Origin of the sequence: Selenomonas dianae (genome assembly GCF_030644225.1) — a bacterium.
Taxonomy (GTDB): domain Bacteria; phylum Bacillota; class Negativicutes; order Selenomonadales; family Selenomonadaceae; genus Centipeda; species Centipeda dianae.
Map to the genome: position 1 here is coordinate 1,667,919 of NZ_CP128650.1, position 23,649 is coordinate 1,691,567.

General features: G+C 58.0%; 14 protein-coding genes. 5 read left to right on the forward strand and 9 right to left on the reverse strand.

All coding sequences use genetic code 11. The features are described from left to right. The first annotated feature begins 101 nt into the window (after positions 1–101). The 4 genes from QU667_RS08170 to QU667_RS08185 all read left to right on the forward strand — a co-directional run bounded on the left by QU667_RS08170 (position 102) and on the right by QU667_RS08185 (position 4,017). Positions 102–1,052, forward strand: a complete 951-nt coding sequence (locus QU667_RS08170; RefSeq protein WP_304986706.1) for a metal ABC transporter solute-binding protein, Zn/Mn family — start codon at positions 102–104, stop codon at positions 1,050–1,052. Positions 1,053–1,296: 244 nt separating this feature from the next. Next, positions 1,297–2,019, forward strand: a complete 723-nt coding sequence (locus QU667_RS08175) for a metal ABC transporter ATP-binding protein (protein WP_304986707.1) — start codon at positions 1,297–1,299, stop codon at positions 2,017–2,019. Between the two features lie 5 nt (positions 2,020–2,024). Continuing rightward, positions 2,025–2,900: a metal ABC transporter permease gene (locus tag QU667_RS08180; protein ID WP_304986708.1), complete on the forward strand. Its 876-nt coding sequence runs from the start codon at positions 2,025–2,027 to the stop codon at positions 2,898–2,900. Beyond that, positions 2,893–4,017 (forward strand): metal ABC transporter permease, encoded by a 1,125-nt coding sequence (locus tag QU667_RS08185; protein WP_304986709.1) that lies wholly within the window; start codon positions 2,893–2,895, stop codon positions 4,015–4,017. The genes QU667_RS08180 and QU667_RS08185 overlap by 8 nt, the downstream gene beginning before the upstream one ends. Positions 4,018–4,117: 100 nt before the next feature. On the opposite strand, the gene QU667_RS08190 is transcribed toward QU667_RS08185, so the two are convergent. The 3 genes from QU667_RS08190 to QU667_RS08200 form a co-directional block, all read right to left on the reverse strand. Then, entirely contained in the window at positions 4,118–7,114 is a 2,997-nt protein-coding gene (locus tag QU667_RS08190) for a two-partner secretion domain-containing protein (RefSeq protein ID WP_304986710.1), read from the reverse strand. Positions 7,115–7,135: 21 nt separating this feature from the next. Next, a complete protein-coding gene (locus QU667_RS08195) occupies positions 7,136–8,581 on the reverse strand; it encodes a ShlB/FhaC/HecB family hemolysin secretion/activation protein (protein WP_304986711.1) in 1,446 nt (481 codons plus the stop codon). 277 nt (positions 8,582–8,858) lie between these two features. Then, positions 8,859–12,647, reverse strand: coding sequence for a phosphoribosylformylglycinamidine synthase (locus QU667_RS08200; protein WP_304986712.1), 3,789 nt, complete (start codon positions 12,645–12,647; stop codon positions 8,859–8,861). Between the two features lie 99 nt (positions 12,648–12,746). On the opposite strand from QU667_RS08200, the gene QU667_RS08205 reads away from it, so the two are divergent. Further along, on the forward strand, positions 12,747–12,896 hold the full coding sequence (locus QU667_RS08205) for a secretion protein HlyD (protein WP_304986713.1): 150 nt from the start codon (positions 12,747–12,749) through the stop codon (positions 12,894–12,896). A gap of 43 nt (positions 12,897–12,939) precedes the next feature. Here QU667_RS08205 and QU667_RS08210 read toward each other — a convergent pair whose 3' ends face one another. From QU667_RS08210 to lacZ, 6 genes are all read right to left on the reverse strand, one after another. Beyond that, entirely contained in the window at positions 12,940–15,165 is a 2,226-nt protein-coding gene (locus tag QU667_RS08210; protein WP_304986714.1) for an alpha-galactosidase, read from the reverse strand. Positions 15,166–15,217: 52 nt separating this feature from the next. Then, the gene (locus tag QU667_RS08215; RefSeq protein WP_304986715.1) at positions 15,218–16,237 is read right to left on the reverse strand and encodes a LacI family DNA-binding transcriptional regulator; all 1,020 of its coding nucleotides are present in this window, start codon (positions 16,235–16,237) and stop codon (positions 15,218–15,220) included. 196 nt (positions 16,238–16,433) lie between these two features. Further along, a complete protein-coding gene (locus QU667_RS08220) occupies positions 16,434–17,939 on the reverse strand; it encodes a UDP-glucose--hexose-1-phosphate uridylyltransferase (protein ID WP_304986716.1) in 1,506 nt (501 codons plus the stop codon). Between the two features lie 12 nt (positions 17,940–17,951). Continuing rightward, positions 17,952–18,941, reverse strand: a complete 990-nt coding sequence (gene galE, locus QU667_RS08225) for a UDP-glucose 4-epimerase GalE (RefSeq protein ID WP_304986717.1) — start codon at positions 18,939–18,941, stop codon at positions 17,952–17,954. Between the two features lie 18 nt (positions 18,942–18,959). Then, positions 18,960–20,126, reverse strand: coding sequence for a galactokinase (locus tag QU667_RS08230; RefSeq protein ID WP_304986718.1), 1,167 nt, complete (start codon positions 20,124–20,126; stop codon positions 18,960–18,962). Positions 20,127–20,488: 362 nt separating this feature from the next. After that, entirely contained in the window at positions 20,489–23,602 is a 3,114-nt protein-coding gene (gene lacZ, locus QU667_RS08235; RefSeq protein WP_304986719.1) for a beta-galactosidase, LacZ type, read from the reverse strand. Between the last annotated feature and the right edge of the window lie 47 nt (positions 23,603–23,649).

The following is a 23,649-nucleotide window of genomic DNA, read 5'->3' on the forward strand; positions in this document are numbered from 1 at the left end:
GTTTTCATTTTTCATAAAGCAATTTCTATATTGAGAAATTTTCTCATTTACAAGATAGAATTTTTGTGTTATTCTCAATACAAATGAAAGGATGGTGCAAAATGCACACGAAAAAATCTTATGCACAACTTCTGCTCACCCTCGCACTCGCCATGATGGCACTGATTGCCGTCGGTTGCGGCGGAGGAGGCACAGGCGGCGACAAGGCAGCCGACACAAAGAAAACAGTAACGGTCACAACCTCATTTTTACAGGACATGACAAAACAGCTTGCGGGCGACTATGTGAACATCGAGCTGATCATCCCCGCAGGTGAGGATCCGCATCTCTACGTCGCACAGCCCGCCGACCTTGAGAAAATCAAGAAGGCGGATCTCCTCCTCTATCACGGTCTGCACTTCGAGGGCAAGATGGCAGAAGTCCTTGAGAAGAAGGGCGTTGCCGTTACAAAGAACTTTGCGGACGCGAACATCAACTATATGGAGGAGGACGGCAAGAAGATCGTCGATCCGCATTTCTGGTTCGATGTCGCGCTCTACAAGCAGGCGACCGAGGCAGCGGCAGCCGAGCTCGTGAAGCTCGTTCCGGCACACGAGAAGGAGATTCAGGAGAATCTGAAGAAGTATCTCGCCGATCTCGATGCGCTTGATGCGGAGATCACACAGAAGATTGCACAGATTCCCGAGGGGCAGCGCAACCTCGTCACGCCACATGACGCATTCAACTACTTCTCCCATCGTTACCACGTGAACGTCATTGCACCGCAGGGGGTCAGCACGGACTCCGAGGTCGCAAATGCGGATATTGAAAAGACGGCAAATTACATTGTCGAGCACAAGGTCAAGGCAGTGTTCGCCGAGAGCACGACGAATCCCGAGCGCATGAAGAAGCTGCAGGAGGTCTGCAAGACAAAGGGCTTCGATGTGGAGATCGTCGGCGGCGAGGGCAGCGAGCTGTTCTCTGACTCACTCGCGCCCGTCGGACAGAAGGGCGACACCTATATCACGATGTACCGCAGCAACGTCGATCTGATTGTTTCGCATTTGAAGTAGCAAAACGTTCGTTATCAGATGTTATGGACAAACGGAATTGTAACCGTACGAAACTCCTAAGCAAACCCTAGTGGAGCAAGCGGAAGCGAGTGTGCGACCCGCCCCCTGCGGATTTCTTTCGTTCAAGCGCAGCGCGTTTAAGAAGTCCGCAGGTATTTAGGCGGACGAGCACACGACCGCTTGCGTAACGAGGCGTTTGCGTGGAGTTCGCACGGATAAAAGAATCATACAGAAGGGGCTCAGAATGACAGGAACAAACAGTGTGATCCACGTCGAAGACCTCACAATGGCATACCGCGAGACCCCCGTCCTCTGGGACATCGACCTCGATGTACCGGAGTGCGTGCGCTGTGCCATCGTAGGGCCGAACGGCGCGGGCAAGTCCACCCTCCTCAAGGGAATCCTCGGACTGCTGAAGCCCGTATCGGGTGCGGTGCATCTCTGGGGCAAGGCGCTCTCCGCCGTGCAGAAGAAAATTGCCTATGTCCCGCAGCGCGGCTCGGTACACTGGGACTTTCCGACGACGGTGTTCGATGTCGTACTCATGGGACGCTATGCCCATCTGGGACTTGTGCGCCGCCCCGGCAAGGAGGATCGTGCGTTGGCGATGGACGCGCTCGATAAAATGAAGATGGCGGACTTCGCCGACCGCCAGATCTCGGAACTCTCGGGCGGGCAGAAGCAGCGCGTCTTCATCGCGCGCGCACTCGCGCAGGACGCACAGCTCTACATCATGGACGAGCCGCTTGCGGGCGTTGACGAAACGACGGAACGCATCATCATGGACAAGTTCATGGATTTACAAAAAGAAAAGCGCACCGTCATCGCCGTCCACCACGATCTCAGCACACTCGATGCCTACTTCGACTATCTCGTTGTGCTGAACCGCACGGTAAAGGCATCGGACTATCTCGCGAGCCTCGACAAGGAGGCGGCACTCGCACGCGCCTATCGTGGAAAGGTGTGACAGCGATGGACATTCTGACAAACTACACCTTTCAGATCGTTGCGCTCGGCAGCGTCGTCCTCGCCGTCGCCGCCGCTCCCGTCGGCGCATTCAGTGTCTACAAGGGACAGAGCCTCATCGGTGATGCGATCGGGCACGCGACCTTTCCCGGCATTGTTCTCGCCTACATGGCGTTTGCAACGCGCAGCCCCGTCCTCCTCCTTGCGGGGGCAATCGCGGCAGGTGCAGCAAGCTACGCGCTCATCCAGCTTGCCCACAGGGACAAGCGTCTGGGACTTGACGCCAACCTCGCAATCTTCCTCTCAGGCTTCTTCGGTCTTGGCATGGCACTCAAGAGTTTTATCCAAGGCAATCCCGACTATGCGGGCGCGTCACAGGCGGGGCTCGGGACGTACATCTTCGGACAGGCGGCGTACATGCTTGAGGCGGATGTCCTGCTGATCGCCGTTATTTCCGTCCTCGTGCTCACGCTCCTGCTGCTCTTTTACAAGGAGCTGAAACTCTTCGTCTTTGACGCAGAGTATGCGGAGGTGGTCGGACTGCCCTGCCGTCTGCTGAATATCCTGCTGCTTGTCATGACCATCTCCGTGATCGGCATCGGGATCAAGGCGGTGGGCGCAATCCTCATCAGTTCTTTTCTCATTATCCCCTGCGTTGCCGCAAATCAGTGGTCGAACAACTTCGCACGCGTGCTCCTGTTGAGCAGCCTCATCGGCGCGGTGTCCGCGCTCATCGGAACATATATCAGTACACTCGAACAGGGAATGTCAACGGGTCCCTCGATCATCCTCATTGCCTCGCTGATCGCCTTTTTTTCCATCGTTTTTGGGACAAAGGGCATCCTCGGCAGAGTGTTGAAACGGAGGAGCACACATGGATGACGCACTGCTCGTACTCCTGCTGACGGCGACAGCGTGTGCGCCGCTCGGCGTATTCCTCATCCTGCGCCGCCTCTCCATGATGGCGGACGCAATCAGTCACACGGTACTGCTCGGCATCGTGCTCGCCTTCTTCGTAACGCGTGACCTCGGCTCGCCGTGGCTGCTCTTCGGCGCGGCACTCATGGGGGTGGTCACGGTGTCCCTCGTCGAGCTGCTCGGCAAGACGCGCCTTGTCAAATACGACGATGCGATCGGCGTCATCTTTCCCCTGCTCTTTGCGCTCGCCGTCATCCTCATCAGCAAATATGCGGGGAATGCCCACCTCGATACCGACATGGTGCTCATGGGCGAAGTCATCTACGCCGGGCTGAACACGGTCGCGGTCGGCGGCGTTGAGATTCCCGCTGCCGCGCTCAAGATGGGCGGGCTCGCCCTCCTGATTGCAGCGTTTATCACCGTGTTCTACAAGGAGCTCAAGGTCTCCACGTTTGACGGCGAATACGCACGGCTCATCGGCGTACCGACGGGCATCCTCTTCTACGCCTTTATGTCGCTCACCTCGCTGACGACGGTCGCGGCATTCGACGCGGTCGGTGCGATCCTCGTTATCTCATTTTTCATCGCCCCCGGTGCGACGGCACTGCTCTTTACGAAACATCTCTCGCACACGCTGCTGTTCGCCCTCCTCATCAGTGCCGCGAACTCCGTCGTCGGCTATGCGCTTGCTGTTCATATGAACGCCTCGATCGCAGGGCTCTGCGCCGTCATAAATATGCTTGTCTACGTGCTCGCCCTGCTCACAGGACCGAAGGGGGCAGTTACAACCTACGTTCGCCGCCTCCGGAGCATCCGTCAGATGCAGCGCGACCTCTTTCTCCTCCACATTGGCAGACACACGGCAGAATGCGTTAAGAGTGCGGAGAATCACGCAGACGAGATCGGCGACCATCTGAAGTGGGAGGAAAGCAAAGTGCGCCGCGTCAGCCGCGAGCTCATCGATCAGCACCTCCTCCATCGCGAGGGCAGCTACTATCTGCTGACCGATGCAGGAGCAACGGCGTACACCGCACTGTGCAAAAGATACTATATCTCTGAAGCCGCTTCCTTTCAGTCGTAAAATGGCGCCGGTGATAGGTACGAAGCGTCAAAAATCCCGTTGGATAACGCATGGCTGCGTTATCCAACGGGATTTTTTTACTGTTTACTATACGGATCAATTATGCGAAGGAGACGACTTCCTCCGCCTCGGCCTCGTCGGGATAGACCGGTGCGATGGAGACATTTGCCGCCGCGTTCACAGCCTCATCGAGGGTGTTCGTTACGACGTTATCCTGCTCTGCCCTTGCCTCCTGCACGGGTGCGTAGGCGTTCAGTACCTGCTCGACAAGGGCAACCTTCTCACCGTCGGAGAGCGTTGCCGCATTCGCGATTTCCTGTACGATACCAACGACGACACCCGCCGTCTGACGGCGCGACGTACCGACCTTCTCGTTGAGCTGCGCAACGGTCTTCGTGAGAGCCTCAGCACGTTTTTCCTGCGTCGGCTCAACGAGTGCGTCCTGCGCCTTTGCATTGCCCTCGGCAATGTTCGATGTATCATCCTCAGAGAGGCTCGGTACATCGGGGTTCACGGGCGGCGCGGGTGGCTGCGGAACGGGCGGGATAGGTTTGTCCGCACTCTGCACGGTGAACGATGTGAGCTCTTGCCCCGCCTTCGTTGCGTGAGAGGTCGCATCGCGCAAGAGTGTCCCCGTCGAGCCGTCCGCGCGGAGGGTGTCTGTGCCTGACAGTTCGATCTCAATATCATCTGCAGCAGTCAATGCACTCATGTCATTGAGGTCGATACTGCCCGCCGTGATGTCCATATTCCTGCCTTCCACTTTGGATTTCCACAGGGACAGCTTGCTATCCTTCGTCACCACAGCCTTATCCGTATATTCGTCATAGCTGTGTCCGGTCAAAATGCCAATTTTGCCGTTCGGCGCCTTAATTTCCGTGCCATTCACAAGGGCTGCTGTTTCACTGATACTGCTGAACGCAAAGTTCGCAGGATCACTGCCATCCACAGTAATCTTCGTATTGTCGAGATAAACCGCACCTCCCTGCGTCAGCTTGGTCTTATCGCCGCGCTCCATCGTTCCCGCCTGCAGTTTGCCGCGAATGGCATTCAGCATCGTATTCTTCAGCGTAATCTGCCCACTCCGGATACTGAAACGCTTTGCCTCCACCGTTAATCCATCTGCATTCAAAGCATTGTCCGCACCCGTAGAAACAGTGCTTACCTCGTTGCCGTGTGCATCCTCCGCATAGTTCAGGCGTTTGATGGCGGCAGCGTAAACCTTCCCGACATCGCGGATGTCCGCATGGTCAAGGTTTACCGTCTTGCCCATAATGCCAACATACTGATTCTTCATGCCGACACCACGAATCTTGCCGTGGAACTGTACCTCGTTCTCCGGCGCAGTAGTTGTAATCTCCGTCTCACCCGACGGAACACGAGATCCAGCGACCACCTCCATCGCACCGCCTGAGCCGTCACCAAGGTTAAACGTCACATCATTTCCAACCGTCACCTTACCGCCGCCAACAGCAACATCGGTCGCACGAATCGTGCTTGTACCGTCAATCGTGACGGTGTGTGCGAGCGTTGTCCGCGTACTATGAAGTTCCGTCGTGCTCGGTGTATGCGCCGTCTGATCGTATGGACTGTCCTCTCTCTCGACGGTCGTACCCGCCATGATCGGGGCAAGCAGAGGTGTCTCAATCGTTGCACCCGTCAGATGCACCGTACCGCCCGTGAGCTTGACAGCCTTTGCGTTGAGATCCGCCTGAATGATATAGGGATCCGACTCCCATGTGGGGCGCGTCACCTTCAGCGTCGAGTTCGTGACATTCAGCGTATTTGCCGCCGTACTTGTGCGCGTCCCTTTGAGCTCAATCGGCGTTGCCCAATGACGATTCTTCATCGTTCGGTCGAGGGAGGAGATCGCTCCGATATTCAACGTTTTCTCCGTGTGGATGTTCGAGTTCGCGATATTCACAGCGCCGCCCGTAATCTCGAACCAGTGATACCCACCGTGCTGAGGTGTCATACCGTTGATTGTCACATTGTCAAGCGTGACGGAGTTGTCCGCCGTCGCCGTCATCGCCTGACGCTCGCTTGACCTATCCATGTCTCCCTCGGTGTTGAAGGATTTATGCGCTGTAATATCAAGACGCGCCGAGTCAATCGTGCTGTTCTTCAGCTCGACTTTCCCGCCGCGAATCTCCGTGCTGTTCTTCTCGCGAATGCGGAGCCCGTCCGCACGCACGACATTCTCGGGGGAGAGTTCAATCTTCGTTGTTTTGACAGGCGCATTATTCCGATCATCGGATTCGAGCTTCGTCCATGCGGCAATCGCAACCTCTGCGCGGTCGCCGTCGATGTGCGCACGGTCTGCATTGACCGCATAGCCAAAGATATTGATCTCGGCATCCTTGCCTGTACTGAGTGCATTCACCCTACCGTGGAAATCAACCGTATTGCCACGCTCCATCGTCCACTTTGAGAGGTCGCTGTCATGATCCGAACCCTCTTGCCAATACAGCTCCTTTGCCGCAACGACCTCCAGCATACTCTCCTTCGGATCAGGCACATTGTTGAGGTTGAACACAATACCGTCTGCAACGGAGACCTTCCCGCCGAAGAGGCTCAGCTTGCGCGCAATGTCAAACTGCGCCCCCTGATCGACGGTGATGGCACGCGCACCGAGTGCGCCCTCACGGATGAGCGTCTCCGTATCGTTTTTGGTCACAATACCGAGCGTGGAGAGTGTCAACGCGTTCACATCGAGCACGGCATCGCCGCCGATATGGATGCCGTTCGGATTGACGAGGGCGAGCGAGCCCTTGCCCAAGCCCGTCTGGCGCATCGTGCCGAGGATGTCGGATACCTGTGCGCCCGTCACTTGGTTGAGGAGCAGCTTGCCATCGGCGATGTTAAAGTTCAGCGTCTCACCATTTGCAATATTGAACGTGTTCCAGTTGATTGTGCTGTCCGTCCCCGCCGTAATGGTCGCGCCGTCTGCGACGGTCGAGAAGTCCGTACTGCCGCCGATGTTTACATCGCCCGACTGCACAACACCGCCCGTCGGCATGGCAAGTGCAGAGCTCGTGAGCGCGAGGGTAATGAGTGCCGCAAGGCTGCTGCGGCGCATTTTCTTTTTGAGATTCATTCCGTTCCTTCCTTTCCTCTATTAGAAGCTCACGCTCGCCATCAAGTTCCAATGGCGGCTGTTCTGCTTGTTGAGGTTCACCTTGTCCGCATCACGCAAAACCCGCGCATAGTCGAGCGCGAGCGAGAACCGATCATCCGCATAGCGCACGCCAAGCCCCGCACTCGCGATGCTGTCGCTGTCAAAGATCGCATTGCGGTTCCGGTCGTTGCGGTTGTTCGAGAGATGTGCATAGTCCGTGAACGCGAGGAGGCGCGTATGCTTTGCTATCTCGGGGCTGTAGATCTCAAGGCTTCCCACAAAGCCCTTGTCCGCACCGATCGCACGCTCATCGAATCCGCGCACGCTCATCGCACCGCCCGCACCGATCTGTTCGGCGGGGACGACGTGATCCTTCGTATACTGTCCCGTGAGACGCATTGCTCCGATCCAGTCGCTCGCTGCACGCACCTGATAGTTCACTCCCGCACGCAGGAGGGTGAACCGGCTGTCCGCACCCGGCGTGACTTTCTCATAGGAGGCTCCGTCTCCGCTCACGTTCGCCGCAAGTCCGATGTTGCAGGAGAGGGCGCTGTTCGCCTTGCGCCGGCTGTGCAGGTAGGTAAGGGAGGCGAGCATGATGTTGTAGTCGGTCTTGTTGTTGTAGGTTTTGCCGATAAACTTATACCCGAAATCGCTCTCCGTGCGGCGGTAGCCGAATCCCATGTCGAGGATGTCCTTGTTCCGCGCCGTATAGGAGAGGAACCGCTGATAGTGCAAATCGACGTTCGTGCTCCTGCCGCCGATGTTCACATCAAAGAGGCTGCGCGCGCCCGTGTCATAGTTGTCGATGTTGGTGCGCCCGTGGCTGACGCTCGCGGAGATCGCGCCTTTCCACTCCGGCATGAGTTTCCGATAGGAGAGTGCGCCGACCTTGACATCGCCGAAGTGTCCGGGCGAGGTGACGAATGCCGCACCGAAGGTGTCCGCCGTTCCTGAGAGGTTCGTGTTGAGGTAGGTGAGTGCGGTGCGCCAGTCGCCTGTGTACTCCGTCCCCGTGTTGCTGACCGAGAGGCGGACATGGTCGCTCTTTTTCTCCTGCACCTTGACCGTAACGCGGTATGCTCCTGCGCCCGCAGGGGTGAACTCCGTGCTGAGGAGAAGTCCGCCCGTGTCGTTGACGCTCTGGATCTGCTGCGAGAGGGTGCGGATGTTCACGGTGTCGCGCGAGAGCTCGGGCAGCAGCGCACGCACGGTGTTCTCGTTCCCGCCCGTGACGGTGATCCCGCTCACGCGCACGTTCATGTTCCGCGTGTCCATCGCCGTTGCGTTCTTCTCCGCCGCACTGCGCACATCCATCTCCGAATGCGCGATGGCGCGCGCCGCACTGTCGCGGTCGCTGTCCGCAGCCGATGCCGTCCCGTAGTTCAGCAGTGCGCCCCCCGCAAGCATTGCCGCCGCGAGCATCCTTGCCTTCTTTTTCTTCATGCCTCTACCATCCTTTCGGAAGCGTACCGCCCCGTGCCATATCCACACGCGCACAAGTGCAGCACACTTCGTTCCGCTTCGCCGCACAATCTGCGGCGCGACTTCGTACAACACGCCAAAACTTATCCACAGTCTAACGTGTATTAAAATTATAGCACGTATCACCCCCCCGTCCAGACTTTTGTCCTGCGGGAGATATTATTTTATTTTATAGAAAAAAACTATAAAAAAAGAACTGCCCTGCGAAGTACAATACTTCACAGGGCAGTTCGAAAGGTCAGCGTATAAAGTAGGATACCCCCGACTCAAAGATCATCTGGTTCATATCGCCCGGCACGTTCTTGATGATGTCCGCGCCGATGCGCTCGGCGTGCGCCATACGCCCGTAGATGCGTCCGTCGGGGCTGGTGATGCCCTCAATCGCATTCACCGAACCGTTCGGGTTGTACGGCTGCTCAAGCGTCGGATCGCCCTTTTCGTTCACATACTGGGTTGCGATCTGTCCGCGGATGCGGAGATTTGCCACGGTTCTTGCATCCGCATAGAAACGACCCTCTCCATGCGAGACAGCAATCGTGTGCGTGTCACCGACGCTGACCCCGGCGAGCCACGGTGACAAATTCGATGCGACACGCACGCGCACGGTCTGCGAAACGTGGCGACCGATGTTGTTGTATGTGAGCGTCGGTGAGTTCTCACTGAGATCGGTGATTTTCCCATACGGCAGGAGACCGAGCTTCAGGAGTGCCTGGAATCCGTTGCAGATGCCGAGGATCAGCCCATCCTGATCGCGCAGAAGACGCTGTACCGCCTCGGTGAGGGCGGGGGCGCGGAACATCGCCGCGATAAATTTACCCGTGCCGTCCGGCTCATCCCCGCCGCTGAATCCGCCCGGGAGCATGAGGATCTGCGACCTCTTGAGCGATGCCGCGAGCGCGGACACCGTTTCCTCGACCGCCTTCGGCGTAAGGTTCCGCACAACGAAGATCTCGGGAATCGCACCCACACGCTCCCATGCGCGCGCCGAGTCATACTCACAATTTGTTCCGGGGAATACGGGAATGCAGACACGCGGCTTTGCGATCTTGACAGAGCTGCCCGCCAATTTTCCCTGCGTATAGGCGGCGTACGTCGGACGGTCGATCTGGCGCACGGTCTGCGTGACGGTCGTCGGGAAGATTTTTTCCAGAGGCTCCGTAAACGCCTCATGTACATCGCTGAGAACGATGGTGTCGATCTCTGTGATGATGCTCGGCACATCACGCGTCTTGCCGATCTCGACCGCGCCGGTTCCGGCAAGATTCGCCGCCGTATTGAACGAGGATGAAACCTCCAGCAGCATCGTTCCGTAGAGCGGCTTGAAGAGATCGTCCTGCGGGATGAATGTGGTGAACTTGAACCCGAGGTTGTTGCCGAGGCACATCTTCGAAATCGCCGCCGCAATGCCGCCTCGTCCGACACTCATAGCGGAAAACACCTTTTGTTCCTTCATCAGCTGATGAATCTTCGCAAAGTTGGTATTGAGCCGCGAGAACACCGGCAGATCCTGTGCATCGTACGAGATGGGTATCATGACGACCTTGTTGTTGGGATATTTGAACTCGGGTGAGATCGCCTCATTGGCGTGGAGTGTGCTGACCGCAAAGGCAACGAGGGTCGGCGGCACGTTCAGATTCTCGAACGTCCCCGACATGGAGTCCTTGCCGCCGATTGCAGGAATCCCGAGCTCGTGCTGCGCACGCAGTGCACCGAGGAGTGCCGCGAAGGGCTTGCCCCACTTCTTCGGATCGGTACCGAGACGCTCGAAATACTCCTGTAGGGTCAAGCGTACCTTTGCCGCCTCGCCGCCCGCAGCGACGATCTTTGATACTGCCTCAACGACGGCATAGAGTGCACCGTGGAACGGGCTCCACGTCGATAGATCGGGGTCAAACCCAAACGCCATCGCGGATGCCGTATTCGTCTCCCCGTGTCGGACAGGCAGCTTTGCCACCATCGCCTCTGATGGTGTCAACTGGTTCTTGCCGCCGAACGGCATAAGCACCGTAGCGGCACCGACCGTCGCATCGAACCGCTCCCCCAGCCCCTTCTGACTGCATACGTTGAGATCGGAGAGATTCGCAATCCACATATCCTCAAGGGCGCGTCCCACCTTTTTCACTGCGGGGGGGATCTGCTGCAGGTAGGGGGTCTTTTCGTTCGGGGACGCAACGACGACGCGGACGTGCTGACGCACGCCGTTCGTCGCAAGGAAGCCGCGCTCGATCCGTACGATCTCCCTATCGTTCCACTTCATAACGAGACGCGGCTCTGCCGTCACGAGGGCGACCTCCGTCGCCTCAAGATTCTCCGCATCCGCATGGCGCAGGAACGCGGGGACATCCGCAGGTGAGAGCACGACTGCCATGCGCTCCTGCGACTCGGAAATCGCGAGCTCCGTGCCGTCCAGGCCCTCATACTTCTTCGGCACAGCATTGAGATTGATCGTCAGCCCATCCGCGAGCTCGCCGATGGCGACGGCGACACCGCCCGCGCCGAAGTCGTTGCACCGCTTAATCATGCGGCTGACCTCGGGATTGCGGAAGAGGCGCTGAATCTTACGCTCCGTCGGCGCATTCCCCTTCTGCACCTCCGCGCCCGAAGTGGTGAGCGAGGATTCTGTGTGCTGCTTCGATGAGCCCGTCGCGCCGCCGATGCCGTCCCGTCCCGTACGTCCGCCGAGCAGGACGACGACATCCCCCGGACGCGGACGCTCGCGCACGACCTGTGCGGCGGGAGCCGCACCGATGACCGCACCGATCTCCATGCGCTTGGCGAGATAGCCCTTGTGGTAGATCTCGCGCACCTGTCCCGTCGCAAGCCCGATCTGGTTGCCATAGGAGCTGTAGCCCTCCGCCGCGCCGAGCGTGATTTTTTTCTGCGGGAGTTTTCCGGGCAGCGTCTCCTCGATCGGTACGCGCGGATCGGATGCGCCCGTCACGCGCATTGCCTGATAGACATACGAACGCCCCGAGAGCGGATCGCGGATCGCGCCGCCGAGACAGGTCGCCGCCCCGCCGAACGGCTCGATCTCCGTCGGATGGTTGTGCGTCTCATTCTTGAACATGAGAAGCCAGTCCTCATCCTTGCCATCCACATCGACCGTCACATGAATACTGCACGCGTTGATCTCCTCGGATTCGTCGAGATCCCCCAGTTTCCCCTCCGCACGCAGAGCCTTCATCCCGATCACGGCGATGTCCATGAGGGTCATATCGCGCTTTTCACCCTTATAGAGGGTTCGGCGATCATCCGTATACTGCTGATAGGTCTCGACGAGCGGCATCGAAAAAAAGCCGCTCTCAATGTTCACCGCGTCAATCGCTGTGGTAAAGGTCGTATGGCGGCAATGATCCGACCAGTAGGTATCAATGACACGCAGCTCCGTGATCGTCGGGGGACGGTGCTCCGTGTCGCGAAAATACTGCTGCACAAACGCGAGATCCGCCTCGCTCATCGCAAATCCGCGCTCTCTGTGGAAATCCGCCAACTGCCCCTGCGAAAGATCATTGAACGCCGTGAGGACTTCCACATCCATCGGCATCACAATCCGACGCTCCAGGGTCGCGGGCGTGGCAAGCGATGCCTCGCGGCTCTCCACCGTATTGATGAGATACCTCTTGATCTGTTCAAAAACGCGGTCGTCAATTTTCCCGATCAGAACAATGACGCGTGCCGTACACACGTCGGGACGCTCTCCCTGCGTCACGAGCTGTACACACTCCGCCGCTGCCGCCGCCGTCGGGTCAAACTGCCCCGGCAGGGGCTCGATCGCAAAGATACGCGCATCCGAAAAGAACGGCAGCACATCCTCATAAACGGTATCCACCGGCGGATCGGCAAAGACAATGTTGCGCACCTGCGCGAACTCCTCCGCACTAAGCCCCTCTATGTCATAGCGCGTAATGATGCGCACGGCACGCAGATCCGTCAGACGGAACGTCTCCACCAGATCATCGCAGAGACGCTGCGCAGGAATATCGAAGAAACCCTGCCGCTTCTCCACAAAGATTCGTTTGACAGCCATAGGAATCCTCCTTCTTGAACGCTGTTTCCCCACATTTTATTTTATCGGAAGTTAATCAAATATGCAAGGGAATCACTGATAAAATGAAGTCCGTCAGATTTGCGCAGATTTTTTCGTCCGAACGAGGAAGCAAACCGGACGCATAGCAAGGGCTATGTGGAGGATTTGCTGACAAAGTTCGGGCAAAAAAGATGCGCTAAGATGGCGCGGCTGAATTTATCAGTGCTTCCCAAGATTGATTCTTCATAACAAAAACGGGTATCCGCAAAGATACCCGTCCCGCTATGAAAAACTATTCAACTGCCTTCAGCACATAGATGCGCGAATCAAAGTCTGTGGTCAGTCCGTTCTCTGCATTCGGCTCACCCGCTGTACCGTCCGTCGTGATGAGTCCGTAGTTCATCAGCTCATCGCCGTAGCAGCACACGCCGCTGCGGCTGTTCTCGTAGAGCGCATCGGGCAGCAGCCCCGCGAGTTTCACGCGCTCAAAACGGTAGTTCACGCGGTTCAGCGTGCGGTACCAGCCGACAATCGCCGTCTTTTGATCCGCACTCACGCTCATCCACACCGTTACATTTCCCTCAAAAGGACTTTGCAGACGGTAAAATGTGCCGAACTGAAGGATCTCACGGTATTCCTTCATAAAGCCGACCTGCTCCTTGACCTCGGCGATTTCCTCCTCTGTAAGTTTGTTGAGATCGAGCTCATAGCCAAACGTCCCGAAGTACGCCGTATTCGCGCGCGTATGGAGCGGTGTCATGCGGTTCATCTGATGGTTCGGCACGACGGAGACATGACTGCCCATGCTGCTCACGGGGTAGCACATGGATGTTCCATACTGGATCTTCTGCCGCTCGGACGCATCGGAGTTGTCGCTCGCCCACGTCTGCGGCGCATAGTAGAGCATCCCGGGGTCGAAGCGGTTGCCGCCCGAGGCGCAGGACTCAAAGAGTACGTGCGGGAATTTCGCCGTCAGACGCTCGTAGAGATCGTAAAGCCCGAGGATGTAGCGATGGAACACCTCGCCCTGCTGGTCGACGGGCAGCGCGTGCGACCAGCACTCGGTGATGCTGCGGTTCATATCCCATTTCACGTAGGAGACCTTGCCGCTCGCGAGAATCGCCTCCATCTGTTCATAGATGTTGTCGACCACATCCTTACGCGAAAAGTCGAGCACACACTGCGAGCGTCCGAGCGACTTGCGCCGCCCCGGCACGGAGAGCACCCAGTCCGGATGGGCACGATAGAGGTCGGAGTCCTCGTTGACCATTTCGAGCTCAACCCAGATGCCAAACTTCATGCCGCGCGCCTCGATCTTCTCCGCGAGCCCGTCGATGCCGTTCGGCAGGCGGTCGCGATTAACCGTCCAATCGCCGAGCCCCGCATAGTCGGACGTGCGTGCGCCGAACCAGCCGTCGTCCAGCACAAAGAGTTCGATGCCGCACTCCGCCGCTTTGTCCGCGATCGTGAGCAGCTTCTCCTCCGTAAAGTCGAAATACGTTGCTTCCCAGTTGTTGATGAGGATGGGACGAACCTTCTCACGCCACTGCCCGCGCACAAGACGCTTTTGATAGAGGCGGTGATAGGTCTGACTCATGCCGTTCAGCCCCTCGTCCGACCAGACGAGCACAGCCTCGGGTGTCTGGAACTCCGCACCAGGTTCAAGTTTCCAATCGAAATCCGTGCTGTGGATGCCTGCCTGCAGTCGCGTCACACCGTGGTTGTCAACCTCTGCAAGCATCTCGAAATTGCCGCTGTAGACGAGGCTCATGGCGAGCACCTCGCCCTGCGTTTCTGTCGTTCCGCGCCGCAGGAGTGCCGCAAACGGATTGTACTGCCCCGAGGAGTGCCCGCGGCGGCTGCCGATTGCCGTGATGCCCGTTGCAAGCGGACGGATCTCGACGTGACGCTCACGCGTCCACGCCCCCGTCAGCTCCATCCAGTCGTATTCCGTATCGGGCAGGTCAATCGACATACTCATGACCTTCTGCAGGTGCAGCACTTCCTTGCCGCCGTTGCGATAGCGCACACTGCGCGCGATCACACCGCCCTCGGCAAAAATTGTATAGAGGAGTTCCGCACGCAGCCCCGTGACCGCATCCTTCACCTCAACGATGAGGGTCTTTGCCTCATCGTCCGACTCCACGTAGGTCGCGGGCAGACCCGCGAGCTTCGGCTTGCCGTCCGTGATGCGGTAGCCCGTATACTGCATATCGAGGATGCGGCTGCCGTTTTCCTGCAATACGTTCAGCGCGGGACGGCGAAAATCCGACGAACCGTAGGTCGGCAGCTCCTGCCGAATCGCATCCAGAGAGTAGTCGCGGCAGTCCGCAAAGACGCACGCCGACATCCCGCGATGCACACGCTCAAAGATATGCTCAAAGCCCACACGGTCACGGAGTGCCTTTCCGTAGTAGAGCGAGCCGAGTCCCCCGTGGGGCAGCACCATAAAGATGTAACTGATCCTGTCGTTGAAGAGATGAAAAACCTTGCCTTTCTCATGATAGACGATGTTCATGTATATCTCCCTTCGATTGAGTTGTATTTCATTGCTATGCAATCACATCCATTTAACCTTCCTCCACGCGGAAGCCCGTCGTCTCACGCTCAACCACGGTATTCGCAACCATGACATTCTCCGTCACATTCTCCTCGATCTGCTTCAGCATGAGACGTGCCGCCTCCCGCCCGAGATCGCCCATATGCTGGTCAATGGTTGTGAGCTGTGGTGCGGTATACTGGCTGAGTGCCGTGTTGTCGTAGCCGATGACCGAGATGTCCTGCGGCACGCGTCGTCCCATGCGCTGACAGGCGTTGACCGCCCCCATCGCCATGAGATCATTGCAGCAGAAAATTGCCGATGCTTGAATCATCGGCATCATGTCCATAAGGATGAACATGGTATTTTCCACCGTCTCGATGCGGTTGCCCGCGCCGACGTTGACAATATCCTCCGGATGGAATGTCCCGTGCTCCTGCATGATTTCGCGGTAAATTTCCTCCTTCATGCGGTAGGAGTCACTGTTCTCGCCCTGCACAAAGAGGATGCGCTCGTGCCCGTAGTGAAAGAGATGCTCCAGTGCCGCGCGTGCTCCGCCGCGCTGATCGCTCGTCACATACGAGATACCCGCAAGCTCACGCGCGCTGTTGACAAAGACCAGCGGCAGACGCGCCGCCGTGTTCTCGTAAAACTCCGAAACTGCCATCTCCGTATTCGGACTGACAACGATAACGCCCGAAACATTGCGTGTGATGAAGTCCCGCACACACTCCTCCTCGCGTGCCGCATCGTTCTGCGCACACGCGAGGAGCAGAGAGTACGAGTTCTGCCGCAGACGCTCCTCGATCCCGTCGAGCACTTCGGCAAAAAACAGATTGTCAAAGCTCGGCACAACGACACCGATGCTTGAGGAACGCTGCGTGTTCAGCTCGCGTGCCTGCAAATTCGGCAGATACTCCAGTTTCTTGATGGCGTTCTCCACCTTGAGCCGCGTCTTTTCCCGCACGGGATAGTTGCCATTCACCACGCGCGAAACTGTCGCCACAGACACCCCCGACTCCTTCGCCACATCGATGATCGTTGCCTTCATTCTATCTTCTCCCTGTACCATTGTCATGCGATACTCCTAAGCAAACCCTAGTGAAGCAAACGGGGGAAGTACACGTTCTGCCCCCTGCGGATTTCTTTCGTTCAAGCGAAGCGCGTTTAAGAAGTCCGCAGGTATTTAGGCAGATAAGTGTACGACCGTTTGCGTAACGAGGTGTTTGCGAGGAGTACGCAGACATCTACACGCCCTCTACGCTCGCGATCCAGCGGTCGAACGCCGCCATTCCTGCCGTGTCACGCTTGAACACTCCCGCGTGTGTGAGCACCTCCAGGAACACCTTTCCGATCTCGTCGCGCAGAATCCCATCGACATTCCCCTCCGTGACCGACAGATGCGCCGCACGTACCGAGCGATACCAGTCCGCATGTTTTTCAATGTCCGCGATGCCCGCAATGTCCGCCGTTCCCCGCAGCAGCTCCGCACGAATCTGCTCCATCTCCGATTTGAGACGCGCGGGCAGGATCGCCAGCCCCAGCACTTCGATCAGGCCGATGTTCTCCTTCTTGATGTGGTGCACCTCCGCGTGCGGGTGAAACAGTCCGAGCGGATGCTCCGCCGTCGTTCGGTTGTTGCGGAACACGAGATCGAACTCATAGTCCGTACCGCGCCGCCGCGCAATCGGCGTGATCGTATTGTGCGGCGCATCCGTCTCCGCAAGAATGTCTACGGAGGCATCGCTGTACGTGCGCCATGCCGCGAGAATCGCCGTCGCAAGCTCCACGAGCGCATCCTTGTCGGAGGATGTGAGCCGCAGCGTCGACATCGGCCACTTCACACGCCCCGCACGCACCTGCGGATAGTTCGCAAAGGTATATTCCTGCTCCACCGCCGCGCGCTCCATCGCAAACGTATAGCGTCCGCCCTGATAGTGGTCATGCGAGAGGATCGAGCCGCCGACAATCGGAAGGTCTGCATTTGACCCCGCGAAATAGTGCGGGAAGATCTCAAGAAACGCCGCCAGATTCTCGAACGTCTCGCGCGAAATCACCATCGGCACATGATCGCTGTTCAGCACGATGCAGTGCTCGTTGTAGTAGGTATAGGGGGAATACTGTAAAAACCATGGATGTCCCGCGAGGTCCAGAGGAATGAGACGATGCGTCTCACGTGCGGGGTGGTTCACACGCCCCGCATAGCCCTCGTTCTCGCGGCAAAGCAGACACTTCGGATAGCCTGCCGCCTTCGCGAGTTTCGCCTTGGCGATGTCGCGCGGATCCTTCTCCGGCTTCGAGAGGTTGATCGTCACATCGAGATCCCCGAACTCCGTCGCCGTTTTCCACGCGATGTTCTTGTCGATGCGCGCCTTGCGGATGTAGTTCGAGGCGATGCTCAGCGCATAGTAGTAGTCCGTCGCCTCGCGCGGGGATGTCTCATAGCGCGTGTGGAACTCGTTCACAACCTCGGACGGGCGCGGCATCACACAGTCCATGATGCGCGTATCAAAGAGGTCGCGCTCGTCCGTCGTCCCCTCGATCAGCCCCTTCTCCGCAGCGTAGTCGAGCATACACTCCAGAATCGGCGTTGCCGTTTCAAGCGTTTCCTCCACCGTTTCCGGCACATAGTCCTCGACGTGCAGCACATCAAGGAGGCGGTTCGCCGCATAGACCTCGTCCTCGGGCGCAATCAGTCCTTTCTGACGCGCAAAGTGCAGGAGACGGCTGATTTCATGCTGAATGTCACACATGACGCATCCTCCCTAGTCCTCATACCCGTGCGGATGGCTCTCATGCCATTTCCACGCCGTCCCGATCACCTGCTCCACATCCGTGAACTGCGGCTTCCACCCGAGCACGGTACGCGCTTTCTCGCTTGACGCGATGAGCTGTGCAGGATCGCCCGCGCGGCGTGCGCCAATCTCCACCTTGATGGAGCGTCCCGTCGCCTTTTCCGCCGCCGCAATCATCTCCTTCACCGAGAAGCCCTGCCCGTTGCCGAGGTTGAAGATGTCGCTCGCGCCGCCCTTCCTGAGGTATTCGAGCGCAAGCACATGCGCATCCGCGAGATCGACCACATGGATGTAGTCGCGCAGACACGTCCCGTCCGGTGTCGGGTAGTCGTCGCCGAACACCGTGATATGGTCGCGCCTGCCCGTCGGCACTTGCAGGATAAGCGGAATCAGATGTGTCTCCGTCTTGTGATCCTCGCCAATCGAGCCATCGGGCAGTGCGCCCGCCGCGTTGAAATAGCGCAGAGAAACATAGCGCACGCCGTTCGCGCGGCTCACCCACTTCATCATCTTCTCCATCGTGAGCTTCGTCTCGCCGTAGGTATTCGTCGGACACGTTTCGTCGTCCTCGTGGATCGGCACGCGCTTCGGCTCACCGTAGGTCGCCGCCGTTGAGGAGAAGACAATCTTGTCCACGCCGTGCCGCACCATTCCCTCAAGGAGCACCTGCATCCCATAGACGTTGTTGTTGAAGTAGAGCAGCGGCTTTTCCATGCTCTCGCCGACAAGCGAATTTGCCGCGAAGTGGATAACCGCCTCTATTTTGTTTTCCGTGAAGATCCTGTCAAGTACCGCAGCGTCACGAATATCACCCTCGTAAAATGCCGCCGCAGGATTCAGTGCGCCGCGATGCCCCGTCTGCAGATTATCGACAATGACGACCTGCTCGCCCTTTTCGACGAGCGCGTGCACGGCATGGGAGCCGATGTAGCCCGCACCGCCGCAAACCAAGATAGCCATGAGTACGCTCCTTTCACCTTACAGGCGGCGTGCGCCGTCCGCAATATTCGCCACATAGAAGCTCGGTGCATAGCCGATCTTCGCCGTATACGCTTCCGCCACATTCTTCTCGAATGCGGGAATCGCCTCGTCGCGCACAATGCTGACCGTACAGCCTGCAAAACCGCCGCCCGTCATGCGCGAGCCGAGCACGCCCTCCTGCTGCCACGCAAGCTCTGCGAGCGTATCCAGCTCCGGCCCCGTCACCTCGTAGTCGTCGCGCAGGGAGACGTGGGAATCGTTCATCAGTGCGCCGAAGCGCTTCACATCGTTTTTCTCAAGCGCATCCACCGCTTCGAGCGTGCGGCGGTTCTCATAGACCGCATGGCGTGCGCGTCTGCGCTCGACCTCATCCTCAATGACGGCGGCGTTCTCATCGAACTCCGCGTCTGTCAGCTCGCCGAGCGACTGGATTGCCTTCACCTTCTGCAGCGCCTTGAGTGCCGCCTCACTCTGCATCCGACGCTCGTTGTACGCCGAGGTGACGAGGCTGTGCGCCTTGTTCGTGTTCGTGATGACAATGCTGCAGCCCTTGAGGTCGAGCTTGCTGTAGCGGTACGCAAGCGTGTTGCAGTCGAGGAGAATCGCACAGTCCTTCTTCCCCATACCGACAGCGAACTGATCCATGATGCCGCAGTTCATGCCGACAAAGATATTCTCCGCCTTCTGCGCGAGCTTCACGAGTTCCACCATGTCGATGCCAAGCCCGAGTTCGTCGTTCAGGATAACCGCCATCAGCACCTCGATGGATGCCGAGGAGGAGAGTCCCGCACCGTTCGGCAGATTGCCGTAGAACAGAATGTCAAAGCCGTGCGCCGCTGCGTGTCCCGCATCCTCCATCATGCGCACAACACCGATGGGGTAGTTCGCCCAGCCGTAGGCATCCGTCTTCACCGCGCCGTGCATGGGGAACTCCACCACGCCCTGCTCCGGCAGATTCATCGAGTAGAGCCGCGACACGCCGTCCGTGCGCGGTGCAACGAGCGCATACGTCCCGAGCGAGATCGCGCACGGGAAGACATGGCCGCCGTTGTAGTCCGTATGCTCGCCGATGAGATTCACGCGCCCCGGTGAGAAATATGCGTGTGTGTCCGCCGCGCCGAACTTCTCGCGAAACACTTCGTTCATCTCGTCCAATATCGCCATCGTCTGCATCCTCCGTTCATCTTTGAGTAAATATCAAAATTGTAGTTAAGCGAAAGTAAACGTTTTCTTTTCCGTTTTCCATTCTATCTCTTTTTGCAAAAAAACGCAAGAGCTTTTTGAAAACTCCTGCGTTTTTTTGCGTTATGATAAATGTTCCGAGCAACGGGACGTGCGTCGTAGCCATGCGCTACTCCTAAGCGAACCCTAGTGGAGCAAGTGAGTAAAGGGTGCGGTACGCCCCGTCGGATTTCTTTCGTTCAAGCGAAGCGCGTTTAAGAAGTCCGACGGTATTTAAGCGTACAAGCGCACGATCACTTGCGCAACTACAGGTTCGCGTGGAGTGTGCATGGCGAATAACTAAATCAAATCCCCTTCAGCGTAAACGCCAGATGCCGCGTTTCGTTTTTCTGCACATACTCCGCAAGCACGGGTGCGCCCCAGCTGTCGTCTCCGCCCACGCCGCACATCCCTGCCGATGCACGCAGATACGTGTGCTGCGGACGCGGCAGATCGTACGCATGGCGCGCATTCTCAAGTTCATGTGGGCTGTACGGCAGTGCCGACGCCTCGAACGGCACATCGCCCGCAAGGCGAATCCCATGCCCGCTGCGATCCGTGACCTCGATCCAACGCACACCGCGATGATTGCCCGTCTCCTGCGGACGCAGATACGGCTCGACCTCGTCCGCCGCCGTCGTTTCGTAGATGCCGAGCCGCGCACCCTCGCAGCGGTCAATATAATTCTCCTTCGGCCCGTACCCGTAGAAACGGATGCGGTCATACTCCGCAGAGAGCGTAAAGAGCATCGCAAAGTCCGGCATCTCGGGCAGCCACTCTGTCGCTTCATAGTCGAGTACAACGCGGAGCTCCCCCGCCCCATCCACCGTATAGGTGACGGTGCAGGTTGCTGCGGGCGACGCTGTGAGCGTATAAGTAAAGCGCACCGTGACGCTCTTGGCACGGCGTTCCTCCTGTCTGCCAAAGAATCCATCCACCACCGTAAACGCAGCATCATCCACGCTGTACTCAATCCGCGTGCAGCGGCGATAGAGGCTCGCGAGCTTCCACTGCGCACAGTCCGCCATGCGTCCGCCGCCGTAGTCGTTGTCAACAGGCGCACGCCAAAACGACAGCTGCGGCAGTTCCCCGATCATCTCCCGCCCACCATAGCGATAGGAGACGAGATTCCCCTGCGCACTTGAGAACATAAGGGAGAAACCCGCCCCTTGTACGCCGAGATTGATGTCCCCCTGCACCACGCGCAGACTGCCCGACGCTTCAAGTGGTGCGTAGACGGGAGCAGCGACACCACAGCCGAGGAAATCGAAGAGGCTCGTTCCTGCATCCTCAGACGGCACAACAATCGCCTGTCCAAAGGCAATCTCGTACCCCACAGGTGCCCAACGCTCTTCATCTCTGAGAACAAGTGATGCCGTCAGCACATATTCCCCATCCCCTGCATAGGGCAGCGCATTGCTGATGAATCTCGTTTCTCCCGGCGGTACCGTATGCTCCCCTGCGTACGCCTGCCAGATCTCACGCCCGTCAAGGAGGAGCGAGATGTACAGATCATAGTCGCCCGCATTTGTAAAGAGGCTCTTGTTTTCGATCTCCACCCCATTCCACGAAGGGCGCAGCGTGAAATTCTGATAGTTGAACTTCACATCCTGCAGCTTCGCCGTCCCGCGACGGTCGGCAAAGAAAATGCCGTTGCCGCTGAAGTTGTAGTCCGACGGGCGATCACCGAAGTCACCGCCATAGAGAAATACATCCTCACCGTACCGCCCGCGCCGACGAATTGCCTGATCGCCGAAATCCCAGATAAAGCCGCCCTGATAGAGCGGCTCGCGCTCCGTCAGCTCCGTGTACTTGTGCATACCGCCGCAGCTGTTGCCCATCGCGTGCGTATACTCACAGCAGATAAAGGGCTTGTCCCTGTGCTCCTGAAGGAACGCCTCGATGTCCGCCGCCTTCGTATACATCTGACTTTCCATATCGCTCGTTGCGGGATAGCTGCGATCCCAGAAAATTCCCTCGTAGTGCACGAGGCGCGTCGGATCGACGCGGCGGAAGTATTCGCTCATCTCGTAGATGTCACGCCCGCCGCAGGACTCGTTTCCGCACGACCAGATGAGGATGCTCGGATGGTTCTTGTCGCGCTCGTACATCGACTGTGCGCGGTCGAGCACGGCCGGCAGCCACTCCGCACGATCGCCGGGCACGGTATGCTCGTCTTTCGCACACGCGCCGTTCTTCATCCACGAGCCGTGCGTCTCAAGATTCGTTTCGTCGATGACGTAGAACCCGTAAATATCGCACAGCTCATACAGGCGGCTGCTGTTCGGATAGTGCGATGTACGGATCGCGTTGACATTCGCGCGTTTGAGTGCGATGAGATCCTGCTCAAAGAGTACGGGATCCATCGCGCGCCCGTGGTCGCAGTCGAACTCATGGCGGTTCACCCCCTTGAACACGATGCGCTTGCCGCTCAGCTGCATCAGCCCGTCCCTGAGGCAAAACTCACGAAAGCCGACACGCACGCACAGTGTTTCCTGCAAAAGACCATCCGCATCATAGACACAGAGAACGGCATGGTAGAGATACGGCTCCTCCGCACTCCACAGATGAACCCCCGCAATGTCCGCCGAAAGCTCGTACGACGTCCCCACAAAATGCTCATTGGTCTGCAGCACCTCGATGCTGTCCGCATCGTAGAGATCGAGCATAACGCCCTTTTCCCCCGCATCGCCGAACGAGAGACGAATGGAGAGCTGACCGTCCGCATAGTTATGAACAGGAATTGCACGGACTTCGATGTCCTCGATGTGCACGGCGGGCTTGGTATAGAGAAGGACATCGCGATAGATCCCCGAGAATCGCCAGAAATCCTGATCCTCAAGCCAGCTCGCGCTCGCATAGCGGAACACCATCGCCGCCAGCTTGTTCTCGCCCGCCACAAGATACGGCGTCAGATCGAAGTCCGCAGGTGTGCAGCTGTCCTCACTGTAGCCGACGAAATGCCCGTTGAGGAAGAGTGCGAGTGCCGCGTCCACACCGGCAAAGGAGATGAAAACATTTTCCCAGTCCTCGGGCACAGAAAAATATTTCACATAACAGCCGACGGGGTTGCTGCGCGTCGGAATCTCCCCCGGCGCGATGCTCTCGTGTCCGTCCCACGGATACGTCGTATTCGTATAATGCGGTACACCGTGTCCCTCCATCTGGATGTGCGCCGGCACACGGATCGTCTCCCAATCGTGACAATCATAATCCGCCGCCTCAAATCCCTGCGGGATGAGTGCCGTATTCCGCGCATAGGCAAAGTGCCATATCCCGCCGAGTGTGCGGTAGAACGAGGACACGCCGCGTGCCAGTTCCGCCTCATCGCGGTAGAAGATATGGTCGCTGTGCGCGGGCAGGCGGTTCTCCGCAAAATACTGCGGGTCTTTCAGTTTCCCAAAATCGAAGCCGCTCATATCAAGACCTCCATTTCTGCAAAGAAAGCGGTCGCTAGCGACCGCTT